The sequence below is a fragment of the Brotomerdimonas butyrica genome (genome assembly GCF_025567305.1).
Lineage (GTDB): Bacteria > Bacillota > Clostridia > Peptostreptococcales > Anaerovoracaceae > Lentihominibacter > Lentihominibacter butyricus.
On the sequence record NZ_JAOQJP010000005.1, the window covers coordinates 125,727 to 152,502 of the forward strand.

Consider the following 26,776-nt stretch of genomic DNA (forward strand, 5'->3'; position numbering starts at 1 on the left):
AAAAAACAAAACCTAAGTAAAAAGGGAGGATAATTATGACTGAAAGAAACATGAAATTAGCTTTAGAAGAAGCTAAAAGAGTTGTTGGCATGATCGAAGCTGACGAGCTCACAGAAGAGCAGAAAGCTGCTATCATTACAGATTCGATCGCAAACTTCAATGAAAACTACAACCCGGGTTGGTTAGAATACAGAAAATCAGTATCAACTGACTCCGCATTCGTTGAATGGGGTGACGGCGGTGAAGACGGTTCATTATTCGTAGACGTATACGGAAACGAATTCATCGACTGCTTAGGCGGATTCGGTATCTATGCTTGCGGACACAACAATCCTGAGATCAAGAAGACTGTAAGAGCTCAGTTAGACAGATACTGCTTACACTCACAGGAACTGGTTGACCCGTTAAGAGGTTACCTCTGCAAATTATTAGCACTGATCACACCGGGAGATCTGCAGTACTCATTCTTAACAAACGGTGGTGCAGAAGCTATCGAAATGGCTCTGAAGCTTGCTAGACTGGCTACAGGCGGAAGATGGTACATCTCAACTGTAAACGCATTCCACGGAAAATCAATGGGAGCTATCTCATTAGGCGGCAAGGGCGCTTACAGAGAAGACTATATCCCTATGGTACAGCAGGTACAGCACGTTGAATATGGTAACGCTGACGCTACAAGAGCTGCAGTTAAGAACCTTATCGCTGTTGGTGAAAAAGTTGCTGCTATCATCGTTGAGCCTATCCAGGGTGAAGGCGGAGTTATCATTCCACCGGATGGTTACCTCAAAGAGCTCAGAGCTATCGCTGACGAATATGGCTGCTGCCTGATCTTCGACGAAATCCAGACTGGTCTCGGAAGAACTGGTACAATGTGGAGATGCGATCACGAAGGCGTTACACCTGATATCATGACATTCGGTAAGGCTTCATCAGGTGGTGTAGTTCCTATCACAGGTATCATCGCTAGACCTTGGACTTATGAAAAGTCAGGCGTAGGTACTGGTACATCAGGAAAGATGTTTGACAATCCATGGATCTTAGGATCACCTACATTCGGTGGTAACCCACTCGCTTGCGCAGCAATGATCGCTACTATCAAGTACATGCTCGAGCATGATATCCCTGGTCAGATGAAGGCTAAGGGCGACTACTACATGGAAGGTCTTAAGAAGTTACAGGCTAAGTACCCTACAGTTCTGATCGACATCAGAGGTGCTGGACTCCTTATCTGCATGGAATTCCCAGAAGCAGAAGTTGGACACGAAGTAACTAAGGGCCTGTTCGCAAGAAAGGTTATGACTGCTGGTACATTAGTAAATGCTAAGACAGTAAGAATCGAACCACCTGCAACTCAGAGCTATGAAACTATCGACAAGGTATTAACTGCTCTTGACGAGTCGATCGCAGAAGTTAAGGCTGCTTACAAGCTGTAAGTCGGTATAAAAAAGTAGATTAGAATATCGGTGTAATATTCATCTAAATACCTCAAGGCTCCGCCATTATGGCGGGGTCTTGATTTTTTGCAGAAAACTTCCGGCCCGGCCGCTCCTGGTATCCGGGCATGTGCTGCCCGATGCTCAGGCTGTTTCGTGAGACATCAAGCGCCGGCGTTTGTGGCGCCGCCATGGGGGCTTTATGGAGTTGCTGTGAGTCGTTTTATCTTGAGCGGAGCTCACCTTGTGTGGTACAATAGCATGTGTCTGCGGGTCTGCAGATGCAGGGAGGAACGATGGGATATCGTGTGAAGCTCGATGTGTTCGAAGGACCGTTCGATCTGATGGTCTATCTGATAGAACACGCACAGATGAGTATATATGATATAAGGATATCTGAGATAACAGATCAGTATATGGAATATGTGGGCTCGATGCAGGAGGCGGATGTAAATGTATATTCGGAATTCATGGTACTTGCAGCGGCCCTTCTTGAGATAAAATCGAAAATGCTGCTCCCAAGAAGCGTGCCGGAAAACGATTCCGGAGAGGTGCCGGAGGATCCGAGGACCGAGCTGGTGGCAAAGCTGGTAGAGTACAAAAAATTCAAGACGATCTCGGAAATGCTGGAGGAAAGGTGGGAAAGTGCGTCTTTGCACCTGGAAAAACCGCAGGAAGACCTTGCGGAGTATACGGGAGAGCCTGACGAGTATCTTTCGCTGGACATAGAGCAGTTCATAGCGGCGTTTGAAAAATTCCTGAACAGAAAGAAAAAGCTTGAGGAGATAAAGGCGCATCACAGGAGAAGTGAAAAACAGCGGATAACCAACGAGACGAGGATGAATGATATAAGAAGTTTCTTTGTCGAGTCGGGTCTGAAGCAGGCGGATTTCATGGAACTGGTGCCGGAAAAAAACGACAGATACGATACTGCGGTGACGTTCTCCTCGGTGCTTGAGATGATGAAGCAGCGCAGACTCGACGCTCAGCAGCAGTACATTTTCGGCGACATCACAGTCACTGCGACAGATGAGCTGTTTGAAGAAGATAAGGAGAATGGCGATGGCAGGTAGGAAAACTATAAAATCCGCGATAGAATCCATGATGTTCGTCTGGGGCAAACCTCTGGATGTAAAGGAAATGGCGGAGATCTTCAACGAAGACAGAAAAGAGATATATGCATGCTGCAAAGAGCTGCAGGCTGAGTATGAGCAGGAAGGCAGAGGGATCGTCATACGGGAAGTGAACAAGAGCTTTCAGTTCGTGACCAGAAAAGAGAATCTGAGCTACATAGAGAGACTGTGCACCCCTGTAAAGCACAAGCGTCTGACTCAGTCGGCGCTGGAGGTGCTGGCGATAGTCGCATACAAACAACCTGTGACAAAGGGCGAGATCGAAGCAGTCAGAGGTATAAAGTGCGACAGAGTGATAGAAGGGCTTGCCAAAAAAGGGCTGGTCGCGGAGGTCGGCAGATCAGATGCGGTCGGCAGACCGATCCTGTACGGTACTACAGATGAATTTCTCAAGCAGTTCGGATTCGAGACACTGAAGGAACTGCCGGGAATAGAAGATATAGAGGGTATCATGGCTGAGGAGGACCAGATGGTTTCAGATATGGACAGCTCATATGCACAGCAGATATCACTCGATCTGACAAAAAACAAGTAATAAATCCCCCTTTTGGCGCGTATGGTGACAAAGGGGATTTTTTTATGAAAAAAGGCAAACTTATATTCATAACAGCGGTGGCAGTCGCAGTGTGCATGGGGATAGGCTTTTATGTACAGAAACATGGGTTCACGGACGCCACATCTGTGGAAATAGGGATCTCGGCAGGGCAGGCGCTGCTGATGGATGCGGATACAGGCGAGGTGCTTTATGAAAAATGTGCGGATCAGAAGGCGTATCCGGCGAGCACGACGAAAATAATGACTGCGCTGGTGACGCTGGAGACAATGGAGGAATACGACAGCCCTCTCGAGCAGAAAGTACGGGTGCCGGAAGTGGCTGAAGGAGTGGAGGGTTCGTCCATCTATCTTAAAGCCGGTGAAGAAATATCGGTGCAGGATCTTTTGTATGGACTGATGCTCGTTTCGGGAAATGATGCGGCGGTGGCACTCGCTGAAATAATCGGAGGCGATCAGGAGCATTTTGTGGAGATGATGAATGACAGAGCGGCAGAGCTCGGATGCAGCAGTACGCATTTTGCCAATCCGAACGGACTCTTTGACGAAGATCACTATACGACGGCTCGCGATCTTGCCGTGATCTCTGCGGCAGCTATGAAAAACGGGACTTTTCGGGAGATCGTTTCGACTGTGGACTGGAAAGCGGAGCGTGAGGAAAGCACGTATCTCACATTTCACAACAAGAATAAAACGATCACTGAGTTTGAGGGCGGCAGCGGCATCAAGATCGGATATACGAAGGATTCGGGCAGGACGCTGGCGGCTTCGGCTGAGCGTGACGGCAGGACTATGATAGCGGTCGTGATGAGCGCGCCGGACTGGTTCAACGACGCTTACCGCCTGATGGAGTTCGGCTTCAGGCAGTGAGCCGGTATTGTGGTGACGGCTGCGGTATGCCGTAGCCTGGGCAGGGTGCTGCACATGAGTGCCGAATAAAGCGTGCCTGCAGTTTTGCATGATCATCTGTCTGGGCAGATCCGGCGAACCCATCGACCTCGATATGCATAATATGAGAGTATAAAAAGGCAGAGTTGTGACAGGCTTTGCCTCAATATGTGCATATTTGGAGGCGTGACATGACATACATGAATGGTTTATGCGTCGATGCCGGAACGGACAACTGCCCCTGCCCGCTCGCCGAGACAGGGGACTGCCTCGTCTGCAGCAGACTGGCGGGCAGACAGGAATGCGACTGCAGCTGGGCCGGCGTCTGTGTATATAACGAGTTTGTACAGAATGGAAAAACAGTGAGACAACAGCGCAGGAACAAGCCTGTGGATATCATAAAAAAAGTATGGTACGACAGCGATTTGCTGGTGATCGTGCTGAAGGTGTCCCGGGGGTTTGCGCTCAAAGCTGCGCAGCCGGGCTCGTTCGTATTCGTAAATGCCGTGGGCAGGAGCGAGTTATCAAACGTGCCGGTATCGGTGATGCGGAGCGATGTGGAAAACGGCAGGCTGTTTCTTGCGCTGAAGGTGATATCTGCGAAAACAAAGGCTGTGGCGGAGGCTGGCGCTCAGCTCGTGCTGAGAGGGGTTTACAGAAACGGACTTATAGGCGGAGGTGTCTCAGGGCTGAAAGAAGATCTGAGCGGTATCACACAGGGAAACCCGGAGCCGCGCTGGCTGATAATGACCAAGGGGACGGGGTTCGCGCCGGCTGTCAACCTGCTGAGCGCAGCCGGCGGCAGGATAGCCGCGGATCTTCTGATTGACAGTGAGAAGGTCTGCGATGAGATCGTGGCAGACAGTATGAGAGACATTTCGAGTGAAAAACTTTCGGTCAGGAAAGTTTCACTGCAGGAACTCACCGCGGCGGCGATATCTGAACGTGCTAAAGGCAGGCCGGGCCATCTGGCCGGTATCTACAGAGCAGACGATTACGACAGGATCATCATAATGGCTTCTGACTATTATATAAAAACTCTTGCGGACTGCATGGAAATACCTGCGGGCAAGCTGGTTTTCTGCAATAATTTCAGGATGTGCTGCGGTGAAGGGATCTGCGGCGCATGCGGACATACGGATGAGAACGGCAGTGTCAGCAAGATGTGCAAATGCCGCAGTGCAGATGTGACAGGACTGCTTTGAGCACGTCCGTGGGCGCAAAGATCGAATGCTGTAAAAAAATGTATATAAGTGCAAATTTATATTGACTGATGCATAAATATACGGTAAAATAAATAAGTGCTGTTTCGGCACTTGTTTGTTTTTTGCGAGAGTTTTGATTAAGGAGAAGTAACGAAATGGAAAACGAAAAAGAAAAAAACAGAACGCCAAGGACTCCTAAGATCTATCATCCGCTTATAACTTTCGCTATACTCATTGCAGTAATGGCTATAGCTATAGTTAAATACGGTGTGGATGTCCATGTGCCTATGTTCATAGGAGTCATCGCGGCGGCATGTATGGCTCTGTATCTCGGCAATGCCTGGGATGCCATAGAAAGGGCCATGATGAATGGTATATACAACGCGCTTCAGTCTGTAATGATCCTGATGATAGTGGGTATACTGATCGGGGTATGGATCGTCGGCGGTATAGTGCCGTCTATGATATATTACGGCCTCAAGCTGCTGTCGCCGTCAGTGTTCCTGGTGGCTGCAGTGCTGATCTGCTCGATCACATCACTGGCTACAGGCACATCGTGGGGAACTATGGGAACGATGGGCCTTGCCCTCATAGGTATCGCGATCGGACTTGGCATACCGGCTCCGATGGCTGCGGGTGCGATCATATCCGGCGCGTATTTCGGAGACAAGATGTCACCGCTTTCGGATACTACGAATCTGGCGCCTGCGATGGCCGGCACAGACGTGTTCACCCATGTAAAATTCATGCTGCTGCCTACGGGCATAGCATACGGCATAACGCTCGTGGTATTCGCGATCATGGGATTCACTCATGTAAAGAGCGGCAATTCTGCGGATCTTTCGGCCGTGCAGGAAATGAGCAATGGACTTGCGGAGAATTTCCACATCAGTCCGCTTCTTCTGATTCCACCGCTTATCGTTATCGTTGCGGTAGCGCTCAAGGTACCGGCTATCCCGGGAATAACTCTGGGTATCATTGCAGGCGGCATCATGGGAGCGCTGTTCCAGGGCGAATCAGCTTCGCTGGGAGTGCTGCTTGATGCGGGAATGAACGGAAATGTAAGCGAAACAGGAGTGGCAGCGATCGATGAACTGCTTACGTCAGGTGGTATCACTAATATGATGAGCTCGATAGCGCTGACGATAATCGCGATGATGTTCGGCGGCATCATGGAAGAGACGGGGCAGCTGGATGTACTGGTGCAGAAGATCATCGGCCTGGCAAAGAGACCGGGCGGTCTTGTAGTAACTACAGAAGCGACATGCATACTGAGCAATGCGGCAATGCCTGAGCAGTACATATCGATAGTTATACCGGGCAGGATGTATGCAGACACTTACAAGAAAATGGGCCTTCATCCGAAGACTCTTTCTAATGCACTGGAAAGCGCAGGTACGGTAACGTCCGCACTTATCCCGTGGAACACATGCGGTGTGTTCATTTACGCAACGCTTAACGTTGCAACTTCAGAATATCTGCCATATGCGATTTTCAATATCGCTATGCCGATAATCGTAGCGATCATGGCATACATGGGATATACTGTTGCTGACAAGGACGGTGTGCGTATGACGAAGAGAGCTCAGGCAAAGAAGAAGGCACAGCTTAAGGAACAGGCGTAGCATGTGATCCGTCACAGTGACGGTACAGTATAGACATACTGGGAAAGTTCACCGGCCTTAAGTGACGAAATCAATAATCCATAGACCCTGCAGGAGACTGCAGGGTCTTTTTTGTAGCACAAAAGTTGTTGAAGTCACTCAAAAGTCCCTCGAAAAAGTTTGTGGTTTTGGCGAAAAGTGGTTTGAAAAAGTTGATAGTGTTATAAAAAAGTCCCTTGAAAAAGTTATATTATTGAGTTACTCTGTTAATAATAGTTTATATAGAGACAAGGAGGAACTTGGGATGCTAAAAAGAAAGATTGAACATCGTCTTATTGAATGGAAAAACTCAGTTAATAAAAAACCATTATTAATAAAGGGGTGCAGGCAGTGTGGCAAAACATTTTCTGTGCTTGAATTCGCAAAGAAAAATTATGACAATGTTGTCTATCTGAATTTCTTTGAAAATCCTGATTACTGTTCTGTTTTTGAAGGCTCATTGGAAATCGACAATATTATCATGCTTTTATCTGCATTGCTTGGTGATGCAGCAGTGTTTGAAGCCGGGAGCACCATAATAGTATTAGATGAAATACAGGAATGTCCCGGTGCGAGAACTGCTCTTAAATTCTTTCACCTTGACGGGCGTTTTGACGTGATCGGAACTGGATCGCTTCTGGGGGTGCGGGGTTACGGTAAAGAACCAAAATCTGTCCCGGTAGGCTATGAAAGAATAATTGACATGTATCCTTTAGATTTCGAGGAGTTCTTGTGGGCCAATGGCATTTCAGATGCTATTATCAAAAATTTAAAAAAATATATAAGTGATACAGCACCGGTTCCCGAAGCTTTGCATAACAGAATGAGGCAATTACTCTTGCAATATACTGTCGTTGGAGGTATGCCTGATGTAGTTCAAACTTTTATCGATACTAAACAGATGGATGAAGTTTTAAGACTTCAAAGGGATATTGTCCGTTCGTATGAAGATGATATGATAAAATATGCGGAGAAAAAAGATAAATCGAGCATTATTGAGTGTTTTCAGTCTATCCCGAAACAATTGAGTAAAGAAAACAAGAAATTCCAGTATTCTGTTGTTAAGAAGGGATCGACTTCATCTAAATATGCAGGGAGCCTGCAGTGGATAGAAGACGCAGGAATAATATCCAGATGCTATAATCTCAGAATTACAGAACTTCCTCTGGATGGAAATGCGCAGGAAAACATCTTTAAGGTATATATGTGCGACTGTGGTCTTTTCGTAAGCATGCTTGAAGATGGTACTCAATATGACATACTGCAGGGTAATCTATACGGGTATAAAGGCGCCATTTTTGAAAATCTGATTGCAGATATTTTTGCGAAAATGGGGCGTAAGCTGTATTATTTTCATAAAGATTCCGGATTGGAAGTGGATTTTGTGATTAGATACAAAGGAGAGTGTACTCTGGTGGAAGTAAAAGCATCTTCAGGCAATACTAAAAGCACAAGGACAATACTGAAGCATCCTGAAAAATATCATGTATATTCTGCAATAAAGCTTGGTGATTATAATGTAGGAAAAGCTGATGAGATACTCACGCTGCCGCTTTATATGGCTTTCCTGCTCACGGAAGTGTAGCCTTGGTGTATTAATTAAAGTATGGCACAACCATAAGAACGCAGGCGTGAATGTATGATAGATATACGGTTCTGCTTATAAAAAGAGAAGCTGATGCACTGCGGACATCTTTTGCTTATCAATAAGTCTGCAGTGCACAATGCACTTAAAACTTTGCAGTTATCGCTACCCTTGCCGGGGGGCATCCATCTACAGTGCGTCTGGCTTCTTATTAATACTGTTAATGCTGGAATAGAATCGTATCAATTATTTTGAAAATTTCATTCCGACAGGAAAATCGGCATTGAGTTTCAACTTACCAAATTCTCCCTCAAATGGGTCATAAAATTTTGCTTTGTTTATTTTGATTTTGTATTTAACGCCTTTTGTTACATTTGCCCAAAATAGTTTTTTTGTATTATCGGTATCAAATTTGACATTTGACTTTTTTAAAACCCATTTTCCATTTTGGTACTTATAAATAGTTGCAGTTCCTGTTACGTGGGCCCCGTCGCCACTCAAATTACAACAGTCAGTCATTCTGAAGTAATTTAGCCCGTTTTTTGTTGTTGTCGCGCAAAATGAATTCCCTGCTTTTATGTCAGTTACTTTAGTTGCCTTAACAGTCATGGCGAAAGCGCCTGTAGGCATGAGAGATATCAACATTGCAACTGCAATGAAAGCAATTAATAGTTTTTTTGACTTTCTCATATTTTCTTCTCCTCAAATATATCCTCTCTGAATTTTTAATGAAAAATTCTGTTTCCAGCATATAGTATCTCTAAAATAAACTTGCTTTTTTGAAATGGTATTTTAACTTAAAATTAGCTTCGTTAGTTCTGCTGTTTTATAAACATTTTTGAGATACCTGGTCGCGATCAAAAATTCTTAGTTAAACAAAATGATTATATCATTTTAAAATTTTTTTGTGTTGCATCATGGAATAAAAATCCATTTTAATGTAATGTTTATCCATCACACGCGTAAGGAATTTTGTTTTGGTAAAAAAGTGAAAATATGGTATACTTTAAGCACTATGGATAAATCACTGGTAAAAGCGATATGCATCATAACGGCTTTTTCGATGACTGCAGCTCTGATAATAGGGTCGATAGCGACGCTTAGGAGTACCGCCATCCTTGCGGCCGAGATAGATGAAAAGATCGTTGCAACAACTGAAAAATACGCCAATGACTTCAGTGCGGAATTCAACCATATGGAAGGCCTGACGAACTCCCTGGCGTCGTATGACAGAACGACTTTTGATGTGGAGGCATTCGAAAATGATCGTGAAGGATATATTGACGCGTACAAGGAGGAGCTGGCACAGCTGATAAAGAACGACCTTTCGTCGATCAAAAGCACGCACAGCCTTTACGTGACATTCAATCCGGAATTGACGAACAGAGATGAAGAAGTCTGGTATTCGGCGATGGACGGTGAGATAAAAGCGATCACTGCGGATTTTAAGAAGAACAAAAGGGATTTCACGCTGCCGTATGACAAGGAGATGGAGTATTTCTTCAAGCCGCAGGGCAAGGATCACGGCGTCTGGGTCTCTTCATACTACGACAAGGACATCGATAAAGAAGTGTTCTCGTATTCGGATGCGATATATGTCGACGGATTGTTTGTCGGCGTTGCCGGGGCGGACATAAATGCCGAGTATATGCTCAAGGTCATAAAGGAGATGAGTCTGTACAAAGGCGGCGCGTCAGCTCTGATAGATGAGAATTACGAGTTTATCGTGCATAATGATGACGATTCGGCCGCGGAGGAAGAACAGATCATCAGCCTTCTTAAAGCTGAGTATGAGAAAAACGACGGAAGCGATGCAGGCTATATCATTTATAATTTCATGGGCACCGGAAAGATAATGGGTTACTGTAAAATGCAGAACGGGTGGATATTTATCACTACGCAGCCTGCTGATGTTGTGTACAAACCGATCGGATCGCTTCGCAGCACGATGATAATACTCGGTGTCGTCCTGCTGTTTGTTTTCATTGCATTCCTGATAGCTTTTTCGAAGCCTATGATCAAGAAAACGAGTGCGCTGGAGGAAGAAAACCGTCGTAAAGAGATCATCATCATATATCAGTCCAGGCAGGCCAAGATCGGCGAAATGGTCGGTAATATAACACATCAGTGGAAGCAGCCGCTGAATACTATCAATCTGATATTAGGAAACCTGCTTGACAGCTACCGGTACGGTGATCTTGACGAAAAACGCCTTGAAAAAAGTGTTAACAAGGTCGAGAATATCGTCGAGAAAATGTCCGAGACTATCACAGATTTTTCGGGATTTCTCAAGCCTGCGAAGGAAAAAGTCTATTTCGATGTCAGAGACTGTATAAAGAGCGCCATCGCACTGATGGAGGAAAGCATAAATGTAAAACGCATAAAGCTTGAGCTCAGCTGTGATACAGAAAAGAAAGCATACGGATATGACAACGAGACGACACATGTGATATTCAATCTGCTCAACAATGCGAGAGATGCAGTGGTGGAATCCGGGGTCGCAGACAGGAGGATAAGCATAGACGTTTCCGAGGAAGATGAGATGATCAGAGTGGACGTGACGAACAACGGCAGACAGATACCGGAAGAAGCATTTGAACATATATATGAACCGTATTTCACAACGCGAGACGACACCGGAGGCACAGGCCTGGGGCTTTACATATCAAAGCAGATAATAGAGGACCGCATGGGTGGAAAGCTGCAGGTGCAGAACATAGACGGCGGTGTCAGGAGCACGGTACTGATACCGGAGACCGGACAGGAAGATGGAAAAGAGGATAAAAATGAATTCTGATGAAATGCTGAGAAATCTCAAGATACTGTATGTTGAAGACGATGACGAGGCACGCGAGGAGCTTATCGATGTACTGAAGCGGCGCGTAGGGCGTGTATTCGCATGTGAGAACGGTGTGCGCGGTCTGGAGCTTTACAATGATTTCAAGCCGGATATCATAATCGCTGATTACTATATGCCCGAAATGAACGGCATAGAAATGATAAAACAGATACACCGGCAGGGCGAGGAGACTGCGGCGATAGTGATCTCTGCGGTAAGCGAAGTGGATGCGATCCTCAGCGCGATAGACGCGGGTATCCATAAATACATACTGAAGCCAGTGAATGTGCAGGAACTGCTGGAAGTGCTGGGAGAGCTGGCGTCAGAGCTTTACGAAAAGCGAAAAAGAAAATCTGCGGCGCTTCCGGAGAACAAGAAAAAAGTGGAAGATGAGATAAAGCGCGAATTTTCCGCGATGCTCAAGGCTATGACGGGAAAAGGGCCGAAAAACGTGAGCGTTTTTATGAATGGCGACAGCATAGAAATGGTCGCATCGGAAGTTCTTACGACCTTTGAAAAAAATCTTCTTGACAATAATCGAAATATTGCTATAATTAAGCACGTTAGAGAATTGTTTTTCTCAGTGAAGGAAAAAGAGCTGTGCCAGATGATCCTGAAAGTAGCAGGCTGCGGGGTCGCACTGTCGAAAGTCATAATAAGTGTTGAGAAAGACAAGAACAAATTGATATTTACTGTCGATCAGAGCGAATGAAGCCTGGGCAATCAGAGCGAGTGCCGAGAGAAGCGCACCGGGAGACGGTAGTAAACTGATTTGTACGCTTAAGCGGATAATATTTAAGGCTGTTTAGGACCATACAATTTATTTTGTATGGTCCTTTTTCTATAATAAATCAGGAAAGAGATATGCAGGGGCTTGCAAACAAAGGTATCGCACCTGAGTTATAAAGATAGTTACACCGAACGAAAACCCTCGAAACTTTATATGGCTCACGACAGGATGCATGTGGGTCATCGTGATAAAGGGACTCGTATCGCAGATCACAGGTGAGATCGAAACACTGTTTGCGAGCCTGTTGTCTCTTGCAGGATCCGTAGGATTGATAAATATGCCTTAAAGCAATAGTGAATGACAAGCTGTCATGGTTGTCGCTGGTTGCTGCATTGATACAAATCGTGGTTCTGGTAATGCTTGTGATTGAAGACCAGCTTGTGTTCAGCACCGCGGCAGCTTGTACCATAGTTTATATGGTCATTAAACATATAGAGGAACGATTTGACTTAAAACACCTCAAAAACAATATATAAATAGATTGAACGAAAGCGTTTTTGCCCTTTGCTGCGGGTCGAAGCGCTTTTGTTCTGTAACGGCAAATAACCGCAAGATTGTGTATTTACAATTCTGTGATTGTATTTTATTATATAGTCAGAAAGTTATAAATTTAACAAAGGAGATTTTATGAGAATTTTTGACACCAAAGTACAAGAGTTGAAGTACACAGTTCTGATGGAGCTGGCCTGGCAGACATGGCGAGGCAATGATGCCTTTTCGGTGTTCAATGAAATAGCAAACGAGATAGTCAAGAAGGATGAACCACCGAGGAGCTGCTGTATCTACAAGGACAGAGCGATTGTTGCGGAGAGGATAAGGATAGCCCTGGGCGGCAACAAAAACAATCCGAATGTCATACAGGTAATAGATATTTCATGCGATGAATGTCCCGAGGCGGGACACGTGGTAACGGATCTGTGCAGAGGATGCGTAGCTCACAGATGTGCAGACGCGTGCAAGCCGGGGGCGATAAAGTTCGACGATGAGCAGAGGGCGCATATAGACAAGAGTAAATGCGTGGAGTGCGGCAGATGTGCAGCGGTATGTCCGTACAGCGCGATCACGAATTTCAAGAGACCTTGCGAAAGAGCGTGCAAAGTGGATGCGATCAGCATGGGGCCTGACGGTGTTGCGATGATAGACAGTGAAAAGTGCATCGCATGCGGCTCATGCGTGTATCAGTGTCCGTTCGGAGCAACACTGGATGTATCGAGCATAACAGACGTTATAAAAACGATAATGGAGAGCGAGAACAATGAGAAGTTCAAGGTCTATGCAGTGGTAGCGCCGGCGATAGCGAGCCAGTTCACGTATGCGAAGACCGGCCAGATCATCACTGCGATAAAGAAGATCGGATTCTATGCAGTCGAGGAAGCGGCACTCGGTGCGGATATCGTCGCATACAATGAAGCGGCAGAGCTGCAGGAGCGTGATCTGATGACTTCGTCCTGCTGTCCGGCGTTCGTGAAATACATAAAGACGAAATTCCCGGATCTGACTGAAAACATATCATCAAGCCTGTCGCCGATGGCGGAGACAGGAAAGTTCATAAAACAGCATGATCCCGATGCGAAGGTAGTATTCATAGGACCATGCACAGCGAAAAAGGCAGAGGTGAAGGATCCTGAAGTGGCGAAGTATATCGACTATGTCCTGACGTTCGAGGAGCTGCAGGCGCTGATAGACAGCAAGGATCTTGAAGTGGAGAAGCTTGAGGAGACTACTCTCGACAATGCTTCATGCTTCGGCAGGAACTTCGCGCGTTCGGGTGGTGTTACGGATGCAGTGACAGAAGCTGCGTATGAGAAACTCGGTGAAGACGTCAGGATAGATCCTATCGTATGTGACGGCATCGACAAGTGCAAATCTGCACTGCTCAGAGCAAACAGAGGTGTGCTTCCGAACAACTTCATCGAAGGAATGGTATGCTCAGGCGGATGCATAGGAGGCGCTGCGTGTCTGACTCACGGAGACGCCAATAAGCGAAGCATAGAGAAGTACGGCATCAGTGCGACGATCAAAGGTATACAGGAATCCGTGGAAAAGGCAAAAAGCAGAGAGTATTAAAACGCACATAAAGGGGTATGAGCGCTTGTGAAAATGCCTGACAGACTGACTGACGGAATGTCGCACTGAGCTTTACGGCTCGCTGAAATGAAGAGTAAATGAAGAACAGCGGAATGTGCCGGAGCGGCTGTATAGCCTTGCAGACCGGCGGAAAGCGTAAAAGTTTATAAAAGGGCGCAATAAAGTTGGTAATCGTATACGGAATTTTTTGAAATTGCGCATAAAATGTGAACGTTTGACTGAAATAGATGGTCAAACGTTCATTTTTTGTGTATAATGATAGATGGCGCTGCTGTGAAGCTTTTCACAAAATCGCGAAGCGGAGCATGCAGTTAAGTTATCATATTTGTTATTGTTATTTTATTATTTTTTGAGGTGATTTTTTATGTTGGAAACATTGCACTCAGGTATCTCGGCGGTCAGCAACGTGCTGTATCAGCCGTGGTTCGTGCCGCTTCTGCTGATGGCCGGCGGCGTTTATTTTACTTTCAGATCCAAATTCATTCAGGGCAGGCTGTTCAAAGAGTCGATTAAAGTCGTTATGGAAAAACCTGTCGAAGACAACGGAGTCTCGTCATTCGGAGCACTCATGGTTTCTACCGCATCGAGAGTGGGAACGGGAAACATCATCGGTGTTGCCACTGCGATATGCCTGGGAGGTCCCGGAGCAGTATTCTGGATGTGGATAACTGCGATAATAGGCGGAGCGACAGCATTCATCGAATCTACGCTTGCACAGATATACAAGAAGAGAGCTGACGACGGCACATGCTACGGCGGACCTGCGTTTTACATGCAGCACGCGCTCAAGCAGAGATGGCTAGGAGTTATCTTCTCGGTGCTGATAATACTTATATATGCGGTCGGATACAATATGCTGGCAGCTTACAATCTCCAGTCGGCATTCGCTGTATTTGATTTCTATGACGCGGGCGTTACGCCTAAGATCATCGGACTGATCCTCGCGGTACTGTTCGGCATCATCGTTCTCGGCGGTGCAAAGAGACTGATAAAGGTAACGGAAGTGCTGGTGCCTCTGATGGGTATAATATATGTACTTGTTTCACTTGTGATAATGGCTATCAATATCACAGCTCTTCCTGGAATGATCGCAGGCATCTTCCGCAGCGCGTTCGACTTCTCGTCGATGGCCGGCGGCTTTGCAGGCTCATGTATCATGTGGGGTATCAAGAGAGGTCTGTATTCGAATGAAGCAGGTATGGGTTCTGCGCCGAATGCAGCTGCAAGAGCTGATATCTCTCACCCGGCAAAACAGGGCCTCGTTCAGATGCTTTCAGTATTCATCGATACACTGCTCATCTGTACAGCAACAGCATTCATGTGCCTGAGCACATCGGTCGATCCGGCAGGATATGTTGCAGACGGCAGTGCCGATGCAGCAGGATATGTTCAGAACTCGATAGCTGATTCACTGGGAACTTTCGGACCGGTATTCCTCACAGTAGCTCTTTCGCTGTTCGCGTTCACTACGCTGATCGGAAACTATTCGTACTGCGAAGGCTGCCTCGAGTTCATCATCAACAGAGATGCGCCGAAGCCTAGCCTGATAGCATTCAGACTGATCGCTACAGTCCTGGTTTACGTCGGAGCGACTGCAAGCGCAGGATTCGTATGGGATACTGCGGACATGCTCCAGGCTATGATCGTCGTTGTAAATATTCCTGTGATCGTGATACTTGGAAATACGGCGCTGAAGTGTCTCAACGACTACACGCAGCAGCGCAAGGAAGGAAAGAATCCTGTATTCCTCGCAAAGAACATCGGGCTGAAGCAGGATACTGATTACTGGAAATAGCCTGTGCGCTTTATGCAAAGGCCTGCAGTGCTGTATGCCTGAGGTGAAGGCGAGTGCTGCAGTTTTACAGAAAAATATGGAAAAAATTGAGATGAGTTTTAGCTTGCAATAGTGTGATATATGTGATAACATGAATCGTTAGTAAAATTACCTGCGGCCCGGTCGGTCGAAACTCCGACGACGACTCAGCAGCAGGCGGATTGTATCAAGGAGGAAATCAAATGATCACTACTGAAAAGAAAGCAGAAATCATCAAAGAGTACCAGTTAAAAGAAGGAGATACAGGTTCTCCTGAGGTTCAGATCGCAATACTGACTTACAGAATCAACGACCTGAATGAGCATCTTCAGGTTCACAAGAAGGACCATCACTCAAGAAGAGGCCTTTTAAAGATGGTAGGACAGAGAAGAAATCTTCTTAATTACCTGAAAGAGAAGGATCTGGAAAGATACAGAGATCTTATCGCTCGTTTAGGTTTAAGAAAGTAAACAGAACTTAAAGATTTAAGCGGGGCACAGACACGACCCCGCTTGATTTTTTTTATGAGTTGCCCGTATCTATGATACGGCAGAAAGCGACTGCGCGATACGGCGCATCTTTCAAACGCGAGAGGAAATAAACAGGAGGTAGTTGTTTATTATGAAATTCACAGATTACAGAACATTCAAGACAGCCATAGGCGGCAAGCTGCTCGAGCTCGAGATCGGCAAGGTATGCGAAATGGCAAACGGGCAGGTAATGGTAAGATATGGGGACACAGTTGTGAATGTCACTGCTGTAGCATCCAAGGAACCGAGACCTGACATCGACTTTTTCCCGTTATCATGCGATTATGAGGAAAAAATGTACGCCGCAGGCAAGATACCTGGCGGCTTTATAAAAAGAGAAGGAAGACCTAGTGAAAAGGCGATCCTGAACTCGAGACTGATGGACAGACCTTTGAGGCCGCTGTTCCCGAAGGGATTCTTCAATGACGTGCAGGTAGTGGCGACAGTTATGTGTGTCGACAACGATGCACCGTCAGAGATCGCAGCAATGATAGGTTCATCGGTAGCGCTGGCTATATCCGATATCCCTTGGGACGGTCCGACAGGATCAGTACTTATCGGCATGGTGGACGGGCAGTTCGTAGTTAACCCGTCGCTTGCGCAGAGAGAGCAGAGCAGTATGCATCTGGTAGTATCCGGAACGAAGGAAGCTATCATGATGGTAGAGGCAGGAGCAAACGAAGTTCCGGAAGAAACCATCCTCGATGCGATCATGTTCGCACATGAAGAGATAAAGAAGATCGTCGAGTTCATCGAAGAGATCGTTAAGGAAGTCGGCAAGCCTAAGATGGAGATCGAACTTTACAAGGTCCCTGAAGATATCGAGGCTGCAGTGAGAGAATACGCTGAAGACAAGATGAGAGCCGCTATCCAGACTTACGACAAGATGGAAAGACTCGACAACATGGACGCTGTTGAAGCAGAGACAAAAGAGCACTTTGCAGAGATCTACCCTGACAACGGCAAAGATATCGGCAACGTTCTCTACGCTATAACAAAGGAACAGGTAAGAAGTCTCATCCTCGACGATGAGATCAGACCTGACAACAGAAAGAGAACTGAGATCAGACCTATCTGGTGTGATACAGGACTGCTCCCGAGAACGCACGGTTCCGGGCTTTTCAAGAGAGGACAGACTCAGGTAATGTCGATCGCGACACTCGGACCTCTCAGCGAAGCGCAGACTATCGACGGCATCACAGAGCAGACTGAGAAGAGATACATGCATCATTATAACTTCCCTCCTTACTCAGTAGGCGAAGCAAGGCCGATGAGAAGTCCGGGCAGAAGAGAGATCGGCCACGGTGCTCTTGCGGAAAGAGCGCTCATTCCGGTGCTCCCTAGCGAAGAAGAATTCCCTTATGCTATCAGAGTCGTATCGGAAGTCCTCTCATCGAACGGATCGACATCACAGGCGTCAGTATGCGGCAGCTGTCTGGCACTGATGGATGCAGGCGTTCCGATCAAAGCTCCTGTAGCAGGTATCGCTATGGGACTCATCGAGAGAGTAGAAGAGGACGGAAGCAGCAAGATGGCTATCCTTTCCGACATCCAGGGAATGGAAGACTTCCTCGGAGACATGGACTTCAAGGTTGCCGGAACGGCAAAGGGCGTGACTGCTATCCAGATGGATATCAAGGTGCACGGACTTTCAAAGGAAGTACTGCAGAACGCACTCAAGCAGGCTTATGAAGGCAGGATGCATATAATGAAGGAAATGCTCGACGAGCTTCCTGAGCCTAGAAAAGAGCTTTCACCTTATGCTCCTAGGATCATCTCGATGCAGATCGAACCTGATCAGATCAGAACAGTCATCGGACCGGGAGGAAAGACTATCAACAGGATCATCGCAGACACAGGCGTCAAGATCGACATCGATGACACTGGTCTTGTATATATCGCAGCACCTGATATGGAATCAGCTCAGGCAGGTATCAGAGAGATCGAACTGCTTCTCAAGGAGCCTGAACCGGGCGAGATCTATGAAGGAAAGGTAACGAGAGTGATGCCTTTCGGAGCATTCATAGAGATCCTTCCTGGAAAAGAAGGCCTGCTGCACATCTCGAAGATGGCAAAGGAAAGAGTCGAGAAAGTCGAAGACGTGATGAACGTCGGCGATGTTGTAAAAGTAAAGGTGACGGAGATCGACAGCCAGAACAGGATCAACCTTTCACGAAAAGAGCTGCTTAAATAAGAACTGAATCGCATGTTTCGGGTCGAAGCGCAGATCGAACCGTCTGGCAACCGCAGAGTCGCCGCTATGCAAAGCGGCAGGCGCCGGGCAAAGCAGACAAATATGATAAACAGACAGAGACCGGGAGAAATCCCGGTCTTTTGTGTGTTTAGCTTTAGCGAAGGATCCGACGAGCGATAGGGAGGAGGGTCAATAATCCCCCGGCTATGCCGGGGAGATTAAAAGGCTTTAGCTTTCAGTATAATTTAATAAATCCTCCTGTGTTAATATGGATGTGGTCGGCCAACCGCATTCAAAACAAAGGAGGAAGTATTAGTGAAAATCAATAATAATGATATTGCAAGTTTAGCACATTCAAAATGGCGTTGCCAGTACCATATCGTTTTTTCGCCCAAATATAGACGACAGGAAATCTATGGAAAGATAAAAACGGATATTGGAAAAATTTTAAGGCAATTATGCTATCAAAAGGGTGTGGAAATTATCGAAGCAGAATTGTGTCCCGATCATATTCATATGTTGGTGAGTATTCCGCCGAAATACAGCGTTGCGAGTTTTGTAGGATATTTGAAAGGGAAAAGTTCTTTGATGATTTTTGACAGGCATGCTAATTTAAAATATAAATATGGAAATAGACATTTCTGGTGTCGAGGATATTATGTAGATACAGTTGGACGAAACAAAAAAGCGATAGAAGAGTACATCAGAAATCAACTGCAGGAGGACATCGCAAATGATCAGATAAGTATGAAAGATGGCAATCATAGGAACAGGCGCTGCACCGGGCATGATGTGTGTTGCGACAAAGAGCACCATGAGATATCTTGATACATGCGACGATATACTGATGATGGTATACGAAGGAGTGGAAGCTAAAAGGTTCCTGCCGTTCTGGTGGTCACCGTTCACTGCTCTTTCGGATATGACCGACCCTACGTTCGCATTGAAAGACGGAGTGCTGGTTGAGACAGAGCCTCATTCACTGCCTGTGAAGAGACACTTCAAGGGATGTGAAAAAGAGGTGACTCTTGTAGAACATGCTCATGATGAGACTGTATATATGGGCCTCAACAAGGATATTCACTTCAAGGGGGCTAAGAACATAAACTTCAAATACGGAGGAGTGGGAATAGAGTTTTCCACACCGCTATATAGAGCCGGGCTGCTCAAGAGGGAAGAGGAAACATATAAGGGGCACACATTCATACCGTTCGATGTTATCGTATCCCATCTTCCTCCTGCACCCAAATATTACGATGAGATCAAGGAGATACTTGATGAAGGGCTTGTAAGAGACGAAGGAGCATTCGTGGTCGAAGCTACAGGCACGAAAGATGGGAAAAAGGTAATGGTGGAAACATATCTTTATGCACCGGGATGCCGTGAGAGCTTCGAAAGGGCCGGTATAACTGGAGAGCAGTATCTTACCGGGCAATGCGGATCGCTGTTCACTAAGATGTTCGTAAATGACGACTATACTCAGACAGGGCTGATATCCTCTGATATGCTGACATACGAGGAATGCGACAAATACATTGCATATGCTGAAAAACTGGATATTACCCTTGAGACTGAAGTCAAGCCTCTTTTATAAATAAATATATATAAGTGTGAGGGCTGTGGCAGCATGCTGTGGCCCTATTTTAGTAGCTGTGAACGTATAACACACAAGTTTGGTACCAAAAAATGAGTTCTTATTAAAATTTGGCGAAGATATTGTAAAAGTCGGTTTTTGTGAATGGTGAAAACGATTATGTGTGACAGATATGTAATTAAAAGCCGCTCGGATTTGATAACAATGAAAAATGGTTTGGAAAGTAGATGAATTATTGTGAATTTTAATGTTTTTTTACTATAAAAGAGGTATTTAATTTTCATGCAATAGAATTTATGATATACGCAATAAAGGTATCGGAATAGTCTGAAATTACAAGGAGTGGAGTATGCAGAAAAACGGAAAATGCGGAAATATTAAAGCGGATATGGTACTGATAAACGGTAGAGTGTATTCACCTACAGAAAATAACAAAGTAGTGAGAGGTGAAGCAGTGATCGTCGAAGGCGGTCTGATAAAAGCAATATGTAGTGATAACGAGGCAAAAAATTATATAGATTCGGATACCGAGATCATTGATTGTTGTGGTAATAGCATATTGCCCGGATTGTGTGACGCGCACTGTCATCCGAATTGGTCAGCCGGAGTATTCGAGTCATGCCAGTTGTTTGATATAACGGGTTCAGCACATGATACGGTGTATGAAGTTATCGACAGATATTTGGAAAAAATGCGAGAATATGTTTTGGAGCATGATGATATCGGAGTTATAAGAGGAACGGGGTGGAACAGAGCATTTTTTTCCGGAGCGTGCAGTGATATTGGTTGGCCTACACGTCATGATCTTGATAAAGTGTGCAGCGATAGACCGGTGATAATGGAATCCTATTGTCAACATGCGTTGTGGGTAAATACGAAAGCGATAGAAATGGCAGGTCTTTCGAAAGACACTTCTGATCCGGATTTAGGAAGGTTTACGAGGGAAGCAGACGGCTATCCGGCAGGTTTGTTCTTTGAGATGGAGGGGAAGGCTCTGATAGAGAACAACCTTCCGGGGCACGATTATTCAGTCGAACAGTATAAACGATCTATACTCAGATATCAGGATGAAATAGCGATGCCGTTGGGGCTGACGCTGATAAACGACTGTCTGCATACGGAAAACGCTACGCTTGCGTATAAGGAATTGGCTGAGGAAGGCAAAATGAATATGAGAGTCAGGGGAGTATATCACTTCGCCGATTGTTCCAATCTGGACGAACTGGATGTTATAAAGAAGAAAATCGGTCAATATGACGTCGATGACATATTCGTGATAAATACGATAAAGATATTCATGGAAGGCGAATTTATGACGTTAGAGCCTTATGAAGAAGGTTATCTGAAAGAACATGGATTGCCTGAAAGATATAGAGGTACTGAGTTCTACGATGATATCACAGCGAAAAGAGCAGTGGCCGCAGCTATGGAAACAGGGCTACAGATACATATTCATGCTATGGGAGACAGAGCCGTGAGACAGGCAGTAGACAGCATAGTGTATGGACAGGAGCAGACGGGAAAGAAAAACAGGAATGTGATTGCGCATGTTATGCTCATAAATGAGGAAGATAAAGTGAGAATGGGTCAAAACGGGATCATAGCCAGTTGTCAGCCTAGATGGATGATATACGATTCCGATACCAACGATTTTTATCAGATGATGTTTGGAAAGAGGAAGGCTCTCGAATGTTATCCTAATAAGAGTCTGATAGATGCCGGATGTATAGTAGCTTATGGTACTGATTTTCCTGTTACTCCGCCGCCCAATCCTTTTCATGGGATGCAATGTGCGATAACAAGGAGTGTTTTTGAGGGAGACAAAACTGAGTACGGCACGTATAAGGATACTGTATTGGGGCCGGAAGATAATCCAGCAAAAGAGTGTGTATCGCTTAAGGAAGCAGTAAAAGGCAGTTCATGGAGCGGGGCATATCAGATGTTTTTAGAAGATGTGACAGGCAGTATAGAACCGGGAAAATCGGCGGAGCTCATAGTGCTGGATCGTGACATAGAACAGTGTTCGGTAGAAGAGATTTATGATATTAAAGTTAAAGCGACGGTATTCAAGGGAAGAAAAGTGTATTCAATGTGATCATATTATAAATTGATATAACGCAATAATTAAAGAAAAAATGAAAGGAGAAGTTGTAATGAGTCAAAACATTACCAACAGTCCTGCACAGGGCGTAGCAGGATTGCAAAAGAAAAGAATGAGCATGTGGGCAGTCGCTTTTATAATTTACTGTATGACTGCGGCAGGTGCTTTCGGTATAGAAGCAATGATACCAGCATGCGGACCGGGAATGACTATTCTGATACTGGCGGCGTTGCCGATTGTATGGGTGATACCGATTTGTCTGGCAGTATCGGAGCTGTCGGCATTCATGCCTGAAGAAAGTGGCATGTATGTGTGGACTAAGGAAGCTTTCGGAGAATGCTGGGGATTCTGTATGGGATGGTGGGGATCTCTGTCGGTATATCTCGGCATGGCTTCGTATGTGGTTTTGGTAGTCGGATATGTAGAGAAATTCATATCACTCAGTCCTACAGCTGCTATGTGCGTCAAGGTAGGAATGGTGCTGATATTTACTATAGTTAACCTTTTAGGGATAAAAGAGGTAGGCATAATCAGTACAATATTCTCAATTGTCATTCTTGCGGCATTTGCTATGATAACGGTAGTGGGGGTTGCCAATTGGAACTACAATCCGGTAACGCCGTTCATACCAGAAGGGGCGGGTATACTGGATAGCGTAGGTACAGGTATATGCATAGGTATATGGATGTACTGTGGGTATGCTGTCGTATCCAATATGGCCGGCGAGATAGAAAATCCCAAAGTGATACCTAAAGCATTCAAGGTGATTATACCGATAATCGCTCTCAGTTATATACTTCCTACGCTGGCAGGACTGGCATCGGTAGGAAACTGGCAGATGTGGGGAATAGATACTGGAAAAGGAGGGTATGATTATGCCAGTGTTCTTACCGTTAACCTGGGGCAGGGATGGGGGATTATCTTCCTCATATGTGCCATTATAGCGCAATGCGCTATATTTAACTCATATATAACGGCGGGATCGAGGAGCTTTTTTGTACTGGGCGATGATAGGCTGTGTCCTCACTTTATGACTAAGCTTTCAAAAAACAGAAAGATACCGTACTGGCCTATTCTTATACTGGCGGCGATAACGATGCTACTGATGAATCTAGATTTTTCAATGCTGCTGACCATCATAGCACCACTGGGACTGATATGCTATGTCGTACTGTCGTTCGTGTTTATAAAGATGAGAAAAAAGTACCCAGTGGAGAGTAGAGGCGATGTGTATTATGCCAAAGGCGGTAAAGCTATTGAGGCATATATTGTGATTTGCCCTATACTGGTCGGTATCCTCGCATTGTTCGTTAACGGGACCGAATACTTCCTGATAGGATTCATATCGATAATATCCGGAGTTGTATTTTACGTGATATTCAAGCTCATATATGGCGGAATGGCGAAAGTGGATCCTGAAAAGTATCCTCTCAATAATAAGACGAGACTTGCAAAAGGCGATACGGTTCGCATAGGTACATTTCTTATGCTGTTCGGTATATTGCTATGTGCTGGAGGCTTCTTCCTTAGCTGGTATGAAGGCGACTGGGGTCCTGCATACTATGAGGCGATGTATGGTACGGGTTTTATGAGTGACTTTACACTTATGGTGAACGTCTCTAAGATAGGAGGTGCTGTGATGTTGGCAGTTGGAGGGATACTTTATCTGATTGGAAAGAAGAAAGATCCGGTTATAGAGTAACATAGCAAAAGTTATCAGAGAGATAGTCCTTTACAAGGTTTTCACATATCTCATGTTCTATTAAAGGCAGAGCTTCGGCGGAAGATAATATGTAAATTTCGTTAAGGAGCTCTGCTTTTTTTAAGCATAATTTCCTGTGCTGTAACGGCGTTGTTCCCCAGAAAAATTTAAAATATTTATGAAAGTATTTTTTTGATGAGAATCCGCAGGAGTCGGAAATATCCTGTATTGACATATCGGTTGTAAGTAGGAGTTTTTCGGCTTCAAAGCAGCGGATGTAATTTATCATATAGGTAAATGAATGGAATGGTGTGCGCTTTATGAATTGAGATAAATAATTCTCGTTTATATATTCGTTATGGGATATCAGAGACAGAGTTATTTTATCTTTGAAATGCTTCTGCATGTAGGCCAATATGCGAGTGAGGCGCTCTTTGAATGCTTTGTTTTCTTCGGATACGAAGTCTTCTATGGCAAACCACGTAAAATATTCCACCAGTATATTGACAAGTCTATAGGCAGTGTTCGTGTAAATATGTGTATCGTGTTCATGTTTCGATGTGTAAAGATAGGACAGAATTAGCAGGATGTTGCGTATATCATGGAATCTGACAGTTTGATATGGCTTGCACAGTTCCGTGGCGCATGAAAAGTACATATATTGTATGATATCGGAATCGTGTCCACAGTTATTTATATTTATATGTATGATCAGTAATATGTTATCCTCAGATGAGGAAATGGAATGAAAATTCTTATGTTCGATGAGAACGAGTTCGCCTTTGTTAAGATGCATTTTTTCATGGGATATGGTGAAATCCACGCTGCCGGAAAGGCAGTAAACAAATTCAAGAGCATTTTCGTGATAATGAGGAGCATATCGATTAACTGATATAAGTGTTATGGACATCGGTGTTTCAGATATGTATTCCGGTATTTCGTTATTTATATGCATGGAGGCCTCCTTTGGACATTTTGTTAATTGCCATATATGTCAGGCTCAGAACGATGCCATCGTTGAGATAATTAGTTGAATTAAATTGGACTTATCTAGCGACAGATACTGAATAATAGCTGATTGTGAGAAATACTTTCGTGAGTCGTATACTTCTACGATTCCGCTCTGAACTCTTTATTATATGTTCTGTTATCGGATATTCATGTATATTGTTAAAATCTCCTTATATTATAAGGCTTTTATGCTGCAAAGACTATAATATTTCACATTTTATCGTACGTTTTTTTTTTGCAGGAATAACGTAGAAAGTGTACCGGATTGATTGTATAAAATCATAAACAAAATCATGATAAACTTTCAAAAGACGGCTTAATCTGGGAATATAAATTCATGGGATATCGGCTATAAAGAGCGTGTGAGAAAAAATCTGTAAAAGCGAACCTCTTATGGTAGTATTAGTTAAGTACCATAGGAGGTTTTATTATGGCACGGAAGAAGAAAGAAGTTTATCACGTAAAGCCACTGACAGAAGGAAAGAAGAATATCATATCGGCTCTGATTGACGAATATGATATTGAAACAGCCGAGGACATTCAGGATGCCCTTCGGGATTTGCCGGGAGGCACCATTAAGTCCATGATGGAAGCGGAGATGTCAGAACATCTGGGTTATGAGAAATCCGAGCGCTTTGATTCCGATAATTACCGTAACGGAACGAAAACCAAGAAGGTTCGCAGTAAATACGGTGAGATGTCGGTTGATGTTCCAAAGGATCGCAATGGAACCTTTGAGCCTCAGGTAGTTAAGAATCGGCAGAAGGATATATCCTCTATTGATGATATTATTATCGGTATGTATGCCCGAGGACTTACGACAAGACAGATTTCGGATCAGATTGAAGATATCTACGGATTTGAATGCAGTGAGAGCTTTATTTCGAATGTGACGGATAAAATCCTTACCGAGATTGAGGATTGGCAAACCCGTCCGCTTGATAGCGTCTACCCAATTGTTTTCATCGATGCCGTACATTTCTCAGTGCGGGATAATGGAATTGTTCGAAAGCTTGCAGCCTATGTAATGCTTGGAATTAACTGCGATGGAGAAAAGGACATCATTAGTCTTAGCATTGGGGAGAATGAAAGTGCGAAATATTGGCTTGGGGTTCTAAACGAGTTAAAGAATCGAGACGTGCAGGATATTATGGTGATTTGTGCCGACGGGTTAACGGGAATTAAAGAGGCAAATTCTACTGCTTTTCCAAAGACCGAGTACCAGAGATGTATCGTTCACATGGTTCGAAATACGCTGAAACACGTGTCTTACAAGGATATGAAGGCCTTTGCTACAGACCTAAAGTCCATCTACCTGGCCCCGACGGAGGAGAAGGCACGAACGAATTTAGATGCAGTTTCTGAAAAGAGGAGTGCAAAATACCCGCATTCAATGAACCGCTGGTACGATAACCGGGATGCCGTTTGCCCGATTTTCAAGTTCTCCATGGAGGTCCGGAAGGTGATTTACACCACGAACGCCATCGAAAGTGTCAACAGCACCTACAAGAAGCTGAACCGCCAGAGAAGCGTATTTCCAAGCCCTACAGCCCTGATGAAGACGCTGTACTTGTCTACAATGCAGGTTACCAGAAGATGGTCTCAGCCCCTCAGAAACCGGGGAACTGTGTACGGTGAATTTTGCATCATGTACGGCGATCGGATGCCGGATTAG

At 45.0% G+C, this 26,776-nt stretch carries 20 protein-coding genes; 18 read left to right on the forward strand and 2 right to left on the reverse strand.

Annotation, left to right across the window (positions count from 1 at the left end):
• Positions 1 to 35: 35 nt before the first annotated feature.
• From OCV59_RS05135 to OCV59_RS05165, 7 genes are all read left to right on the forward strand, one after another.
• The gene (locus tag OCV59_RS05135; RefSeq protein WP_147593421.1) at positions 36 to 1,433 is read left to right on the forward strand and encodes a putrescine aminotransferase; all 1,398 of its coding nucleotides are present in this window, start codon (positions 36 to 38) and stop codon (positions 1,431 to 1,433) included.
• Between the two features lie 296 nt (positions 1,434 to 1,729).
• Positions 1,730 to 2,506, forward strand: a complete 777-nt coding sequence (locus OCV59_RS05140) for a segregation and condensation protein A (RefSeq protein ID WP_147593422.1) — start codon at positions 1,730 to 1,732, stop codon at positions 2,504 to 2,506.
• On the forward strand, positions 2,496 to 3,101 hold the full coding sequence (scpB, locus tag OCV59_RS05145; protein ID WP_147593423.1) for an SMC-Scp complex subunit ScpB: 606 nt from the start codon (positions 2,496 to 2,498) through the stop codon (positions 3,099 to 3,101). The genes OCV59_RS05140 and scpB overlap by 11 nt, the downstream gene beginning before the upstream one ends.
• A gap of 44 nt (positions 3,102 to 3,145) precedes the next feature.
• Complete coding sequence (locus OCV59_RS05150) at positions 3,146 to 3,988, forward strand: D-alanyl-D-alanine carboxypeptidase family protein (RefSeq protein ID WP_147593424.1); 843 nt, start codon at positions 3,146 to 3,148, stop codon at positions 3,986 to 3,988.
• Positions 3,989 to 4,197: 209 nt separating this feature from the next.
• Complete coding sequence (locus OCV59_RS05155) at positions 4,198 to 5,211, forward strand: hypothetical protein (RefSeq protein WP_147593425.1); 1,014 nt, start codon at positions 4,198 to 4,200, stop codon at positions 5,209 to 5,211.
• A gap of 155 nt (positions 5,212 to 5,366) precedes the next feature.
• Entirely contained in the window at positions 5,367 to 6,836 is a 1,470-nt protein-coding gene (gene nhaC / locus OCV59_RS05160) for a Na+/H+ antiporter NhaC (protein ID WP_147593426.1), read from the forward strand.
• 61 nt (positions 6,837 to 6,897) lie between these two features.
• On the forward strand, positions 6,898 to 8,439 hold the full coding sequence (locus tag OCV59_RS05165) for an ATP-binding protein (protein ID WP_262584124.1): 1,542 nt from the start codon (positions 6,898 to 6,900) through the stop codon (positions 8,437 to 8,439).
• 246 nt (positions 8,440 to 8,685) lie between these two features.
• On the opposite strand, the gene OCV59_RS05170 is transcribed toward OCV59_RS05165, so the two are convergent.
• Entirely contained in the window at positions 8,686 to 9,129 is a 444-nt protein-coding gene (locus tag OCV59_RS05170; protein WP_147593427.1) for a hypothetical protein, read from the reverse strand.
• Positions 9,130 to 9,454: 325 nt separating this feature from the next.
• Here OCV59_RS05170 and OCV59_RS05175 point away from each other — a divergent pair, with 325 nt between their 5' ends.
• The 10 genes from OCV59_RS05175 (at position 9,455) to OCV59_RS05220 (ending at position 24,090) form a co-directional block, all read left to right on the forward strand.
• Positions 9,455 to 11,236, forward strand: coding sequence for a sensor histidine kinase (locus OCV59_RS05175; protein WP_262584125.1), 1,782 nt, complete (start codon positions 9,455 to 9,457; stop codon positions 11,234 to 11,236).
• Positions 11,226 to 11,990, forward strand: coding sequence for a Na-translocating system protein MpsC family protein (locus OCV59_RS05180; protein ID WP_262584126.1), 765 nt, complete (start codon positions 11,226 to 11,228; stop codon positions 11,988 to 11,990). Before OCV59_RS05175 ends, OCV59_RS05180 begins: the two co-directional genes overlap by 11 nt.
• Before the next feature lie 705 nt (positions 11,991 to 12,695).
• Positions 12,696 to 14,135: a 4Fe-4S dicluster domain-containing protein gene (locus OCV59_RS05185; protein WP_147593430.1), complete on the forward strand. Its 1,440-nt coding sequence runs from the start codon at positions 12,696 to 12,698 to the stop codon at positions 14,133 to 14,135.
• A 385-nt stretch (positions 14,136 to 14,520) separates the two neighbouring features.
• Positions 14,521 to 15,951, forward strand: a complete 1,431-nt coding sequence (locus tag OCV59_RS05190; protein ID WP_147593431.1) for an alanine/glycine:cation symporter family protein — start codon at positions 14,521 to 14,523, stop codon at positions 15,949 to 15,951.
• Between the two features lie 221 nt (positions 15,952 to 16,172).
• Positions 16,173 to 16,439, forward strand: coding sequence for a 30S ribosomal protein S15 (gene rpsO / locus OCV59_RS05195; protein WP_147593432.1), 267 nt, complete (start codon positions 16,173 to 16,175; stop codon positions 16,437 to 16,439).
• Between the two features lie 151 nt (positions 16,440 to 16,590).
• Positions 16,591 to 18,693, forward strand: coding sequence for a polyribonucleotide nucleotidyltransferase (locus OCV59_RS05200; protein ID WP_147593433.1), 2,103 nt, complete (start codon positions 16,591 to 16,593; stop codon positions 18,691 to 18,693).
• A gap of 321 nt (positions 18,694 to 19,014) precedes the next feature.
• Positions 19,015 to 19,521 carry an IS200/IS605 family transposase gene (gene tnpA / locus OCV59_RS05205; protein ID WP_262584129.1) on the forward strand — a complete coding sequence of 169 codons (507 nt, stop codon included), beginning with the start codon at positions 19,015 to 19,017 and terminating at the stop codon, positions 19,519 to 19,521.
• On the forward strand, positions 19,448 to 20,287 hold the full coding sequence (locus OCV59_RS05210; protein ID WP_147593434.1) for a saccharopine dehydrogenase family protein: 840 nt from the start codon (positions 19,448 to 19,450) through the stop codon (positions 20,285 to 20,287). The genes tnpA and OCV59_RS05210 overlap by 74 nt, the downstream gene beginning before the upstream one ends.
• A gap of 349 nt (positions 20,288 to 20,636) precedes the next feature.
• Entirely contained in the window at positions 20,637 to 22,382 is a 1,746-nt protein-coding gene (locus OCV59_RS05215) for an amidohydrolase (protein ID WP_147593435.1), read from the forward strand.
• Positions 22,383 to 22,440: 58 nt separating this feature from the next.
• Complete coding sequence (locus tag OCV59_RS05220) at positions 22,441 to 24,090, forward strand: APC family permease (protein WP_262584127.1); 1,650 nt, start codon at positions 22,441 to 22,443, stop codon at positions 24,088 to 24,090.
• Here OCV59_RS05220 and OCV59_RS05225 read toward each other — a convergent pair.
• On the reverse strand, positions 24,080 to 25,045 hold the full coding sequence (locus OCV59_RS05225; protein WP_147593437.1) for a helix-turn-helix domain-containing protein: 966 nt from the start codon (positions 25,043 to 25,045) through the stop codon (positions 24,080 to 24,082). The genes OCV59_RS05220 and OCV59_RS05225 overlap by 11 nt on opposite strands.
• A 486-nt stretch (positions 25,046 to 25,531) precedes the next feature.
• On the opposite strand from OCV59_RS05225, the gene OCV59_RS05230 reads away from it, so the two are divergent.
• Positions 25,532 to 26,776 (forward strand): IS256 family transposase, encoded by a 1,245-nt coding sequence (locus tag OCV59_RS05230; RefSeq protein WP_147593438.1) that lies wholly within the window; start codon positions 25,532 to 25,534, stop codon positions 26,774 to 26,776.

What these genes read in the sequence shown, in the direction of transcription:
- OCV59_RS05135 (WP_147593421.1), top strand. Translation starts at nt 36, where the DNA reads ATGACTGAAAGAAACATGAAATTAGCTTTAGAAGAAGCTAAAAGAGTT.
- scpB (WP_147593423.1), top strand. Translation starts at nt 2,496, where the DNA reads ATGGCAGGTAGGAAAACTATAAAATCCGCGATAGAATCCATGATGTTC.
- OCV59_RS05150 (WP_147593424.1), top strand. Translation starts at nt 3,146, where the DNA reads ATGAAAAAAGGCAAACTTATATTCATAACAGCGGTGGCAGTCGCAGTG.
- OCV59_RS05170 (WP_147593427.1), bottom strand. Translation starts at nt 9,129, where the DNA reads ATGAGAAAGTCAAAAAAACTATTAATTGCTTTCATTGCAGTTGCAATG.
- OCV59_RS05225 (WP_147593437.1), bottom strand. Translation starts at nt 25,045, where the DNA reads ATGCATATAAATAACGAAATACCGGAATACATATCTGAAACACCGATG.
- OCV59_RS05200 (WP_147593433.1), top strand. Translation starts at nt 16,591, where the DNA reads ATGAAATTCACAGATTACAGAACATTCAAGACAGCCATAGGCGGCAAG.
- OCV59_RS05185 (WP_147593430.1), top strand. Translation starts at nt 12,696, where the DNA reads ATGAGAATTTTTGACACCAAAGTACAAGAGTTGAAGTACACAGTTCTG.
- OCV59_RS05190 (WP_147593431.1), top strand. Translation starts at nt 14,521, where the DNA reads ATGTTGGAAACATTGCACTCAGGTATCTCGGCGGTCAGCAACGTGCTG.
- OCV59_RS05140 (WP_147593422.1), top strand. Translation starts at nt 1,730, where the DNA reads ATGGGATATCGTGTGAAGCTCGATGTGTTCGAAGGACCGTTCGATCTG.
- OCV59_RS05215 (WP_147593435.1), top strand. Translation starts at nt 20,637, where the DNA reads ATGCAGAAAAACGGAAAATGCGGAAATATTAAAGCGGATATGGTACTG.
- OCV59_RS05230 (WP_147593438.1), top strand. Translation starts at nt 25,532, where the DNA reads ATGGCACGGAAGAAGAAAGAAGTTTATCACGTAAAGCCACTGACAGAA.
- OCV59_RS05210 (WP_147593434.1), top strand. Translation starts at nt 19,448, where the DNA reads ATGGCAATCATAGGAACAGGCGCTGCACCGGGCATGATGTGTGTTGCG.
- nhaC (WP_147593426.1), top strand. Translation starts at nt 5,367, where the DNA reads ATGGAAAACGAAAAAGAAAAAAACAGAACGCCAAGGACTCCTAAGATC.
- OCV59_RS05220 (WP_262584127.1), top strand. Translation starts at nt 22,441, where the DNA reads ATGAGTCAAAACATTACCAACAGTCCTGCACAGGGCGTAGCAGGATTG.
- rpsO (WP_147593432.1), top strand. Translation starts at nt 16,173, where the DNA reads ATGATCACTACTGAAAAGAAAGCAGAAATCATCAAAGAGTACCAGTTA.
- OCV59_RS05155 (WP_147593425.1), top strand. Translation starts at nt 4,198, where the DNA reads ATGACATACATGAATGGTTTATGCGTCGATGCCGGAACGGACAACTGC.
- OCV59_RS05180 (WP_262584126.1), top strand. Translation starts at nt 11,226, where the DNA reads ATGAATTCTGATGAAATGCTGAGAAATCTCAAGATACTGTATGTTGAA.
- OCV59_RS05175 (WP_262584125.1), top strand. Translation starts at nt 9,455, where the DNA reads ATGGATAAATCACTGGTAAAAGCGATATGCATCATAACGGCTTTTTCG.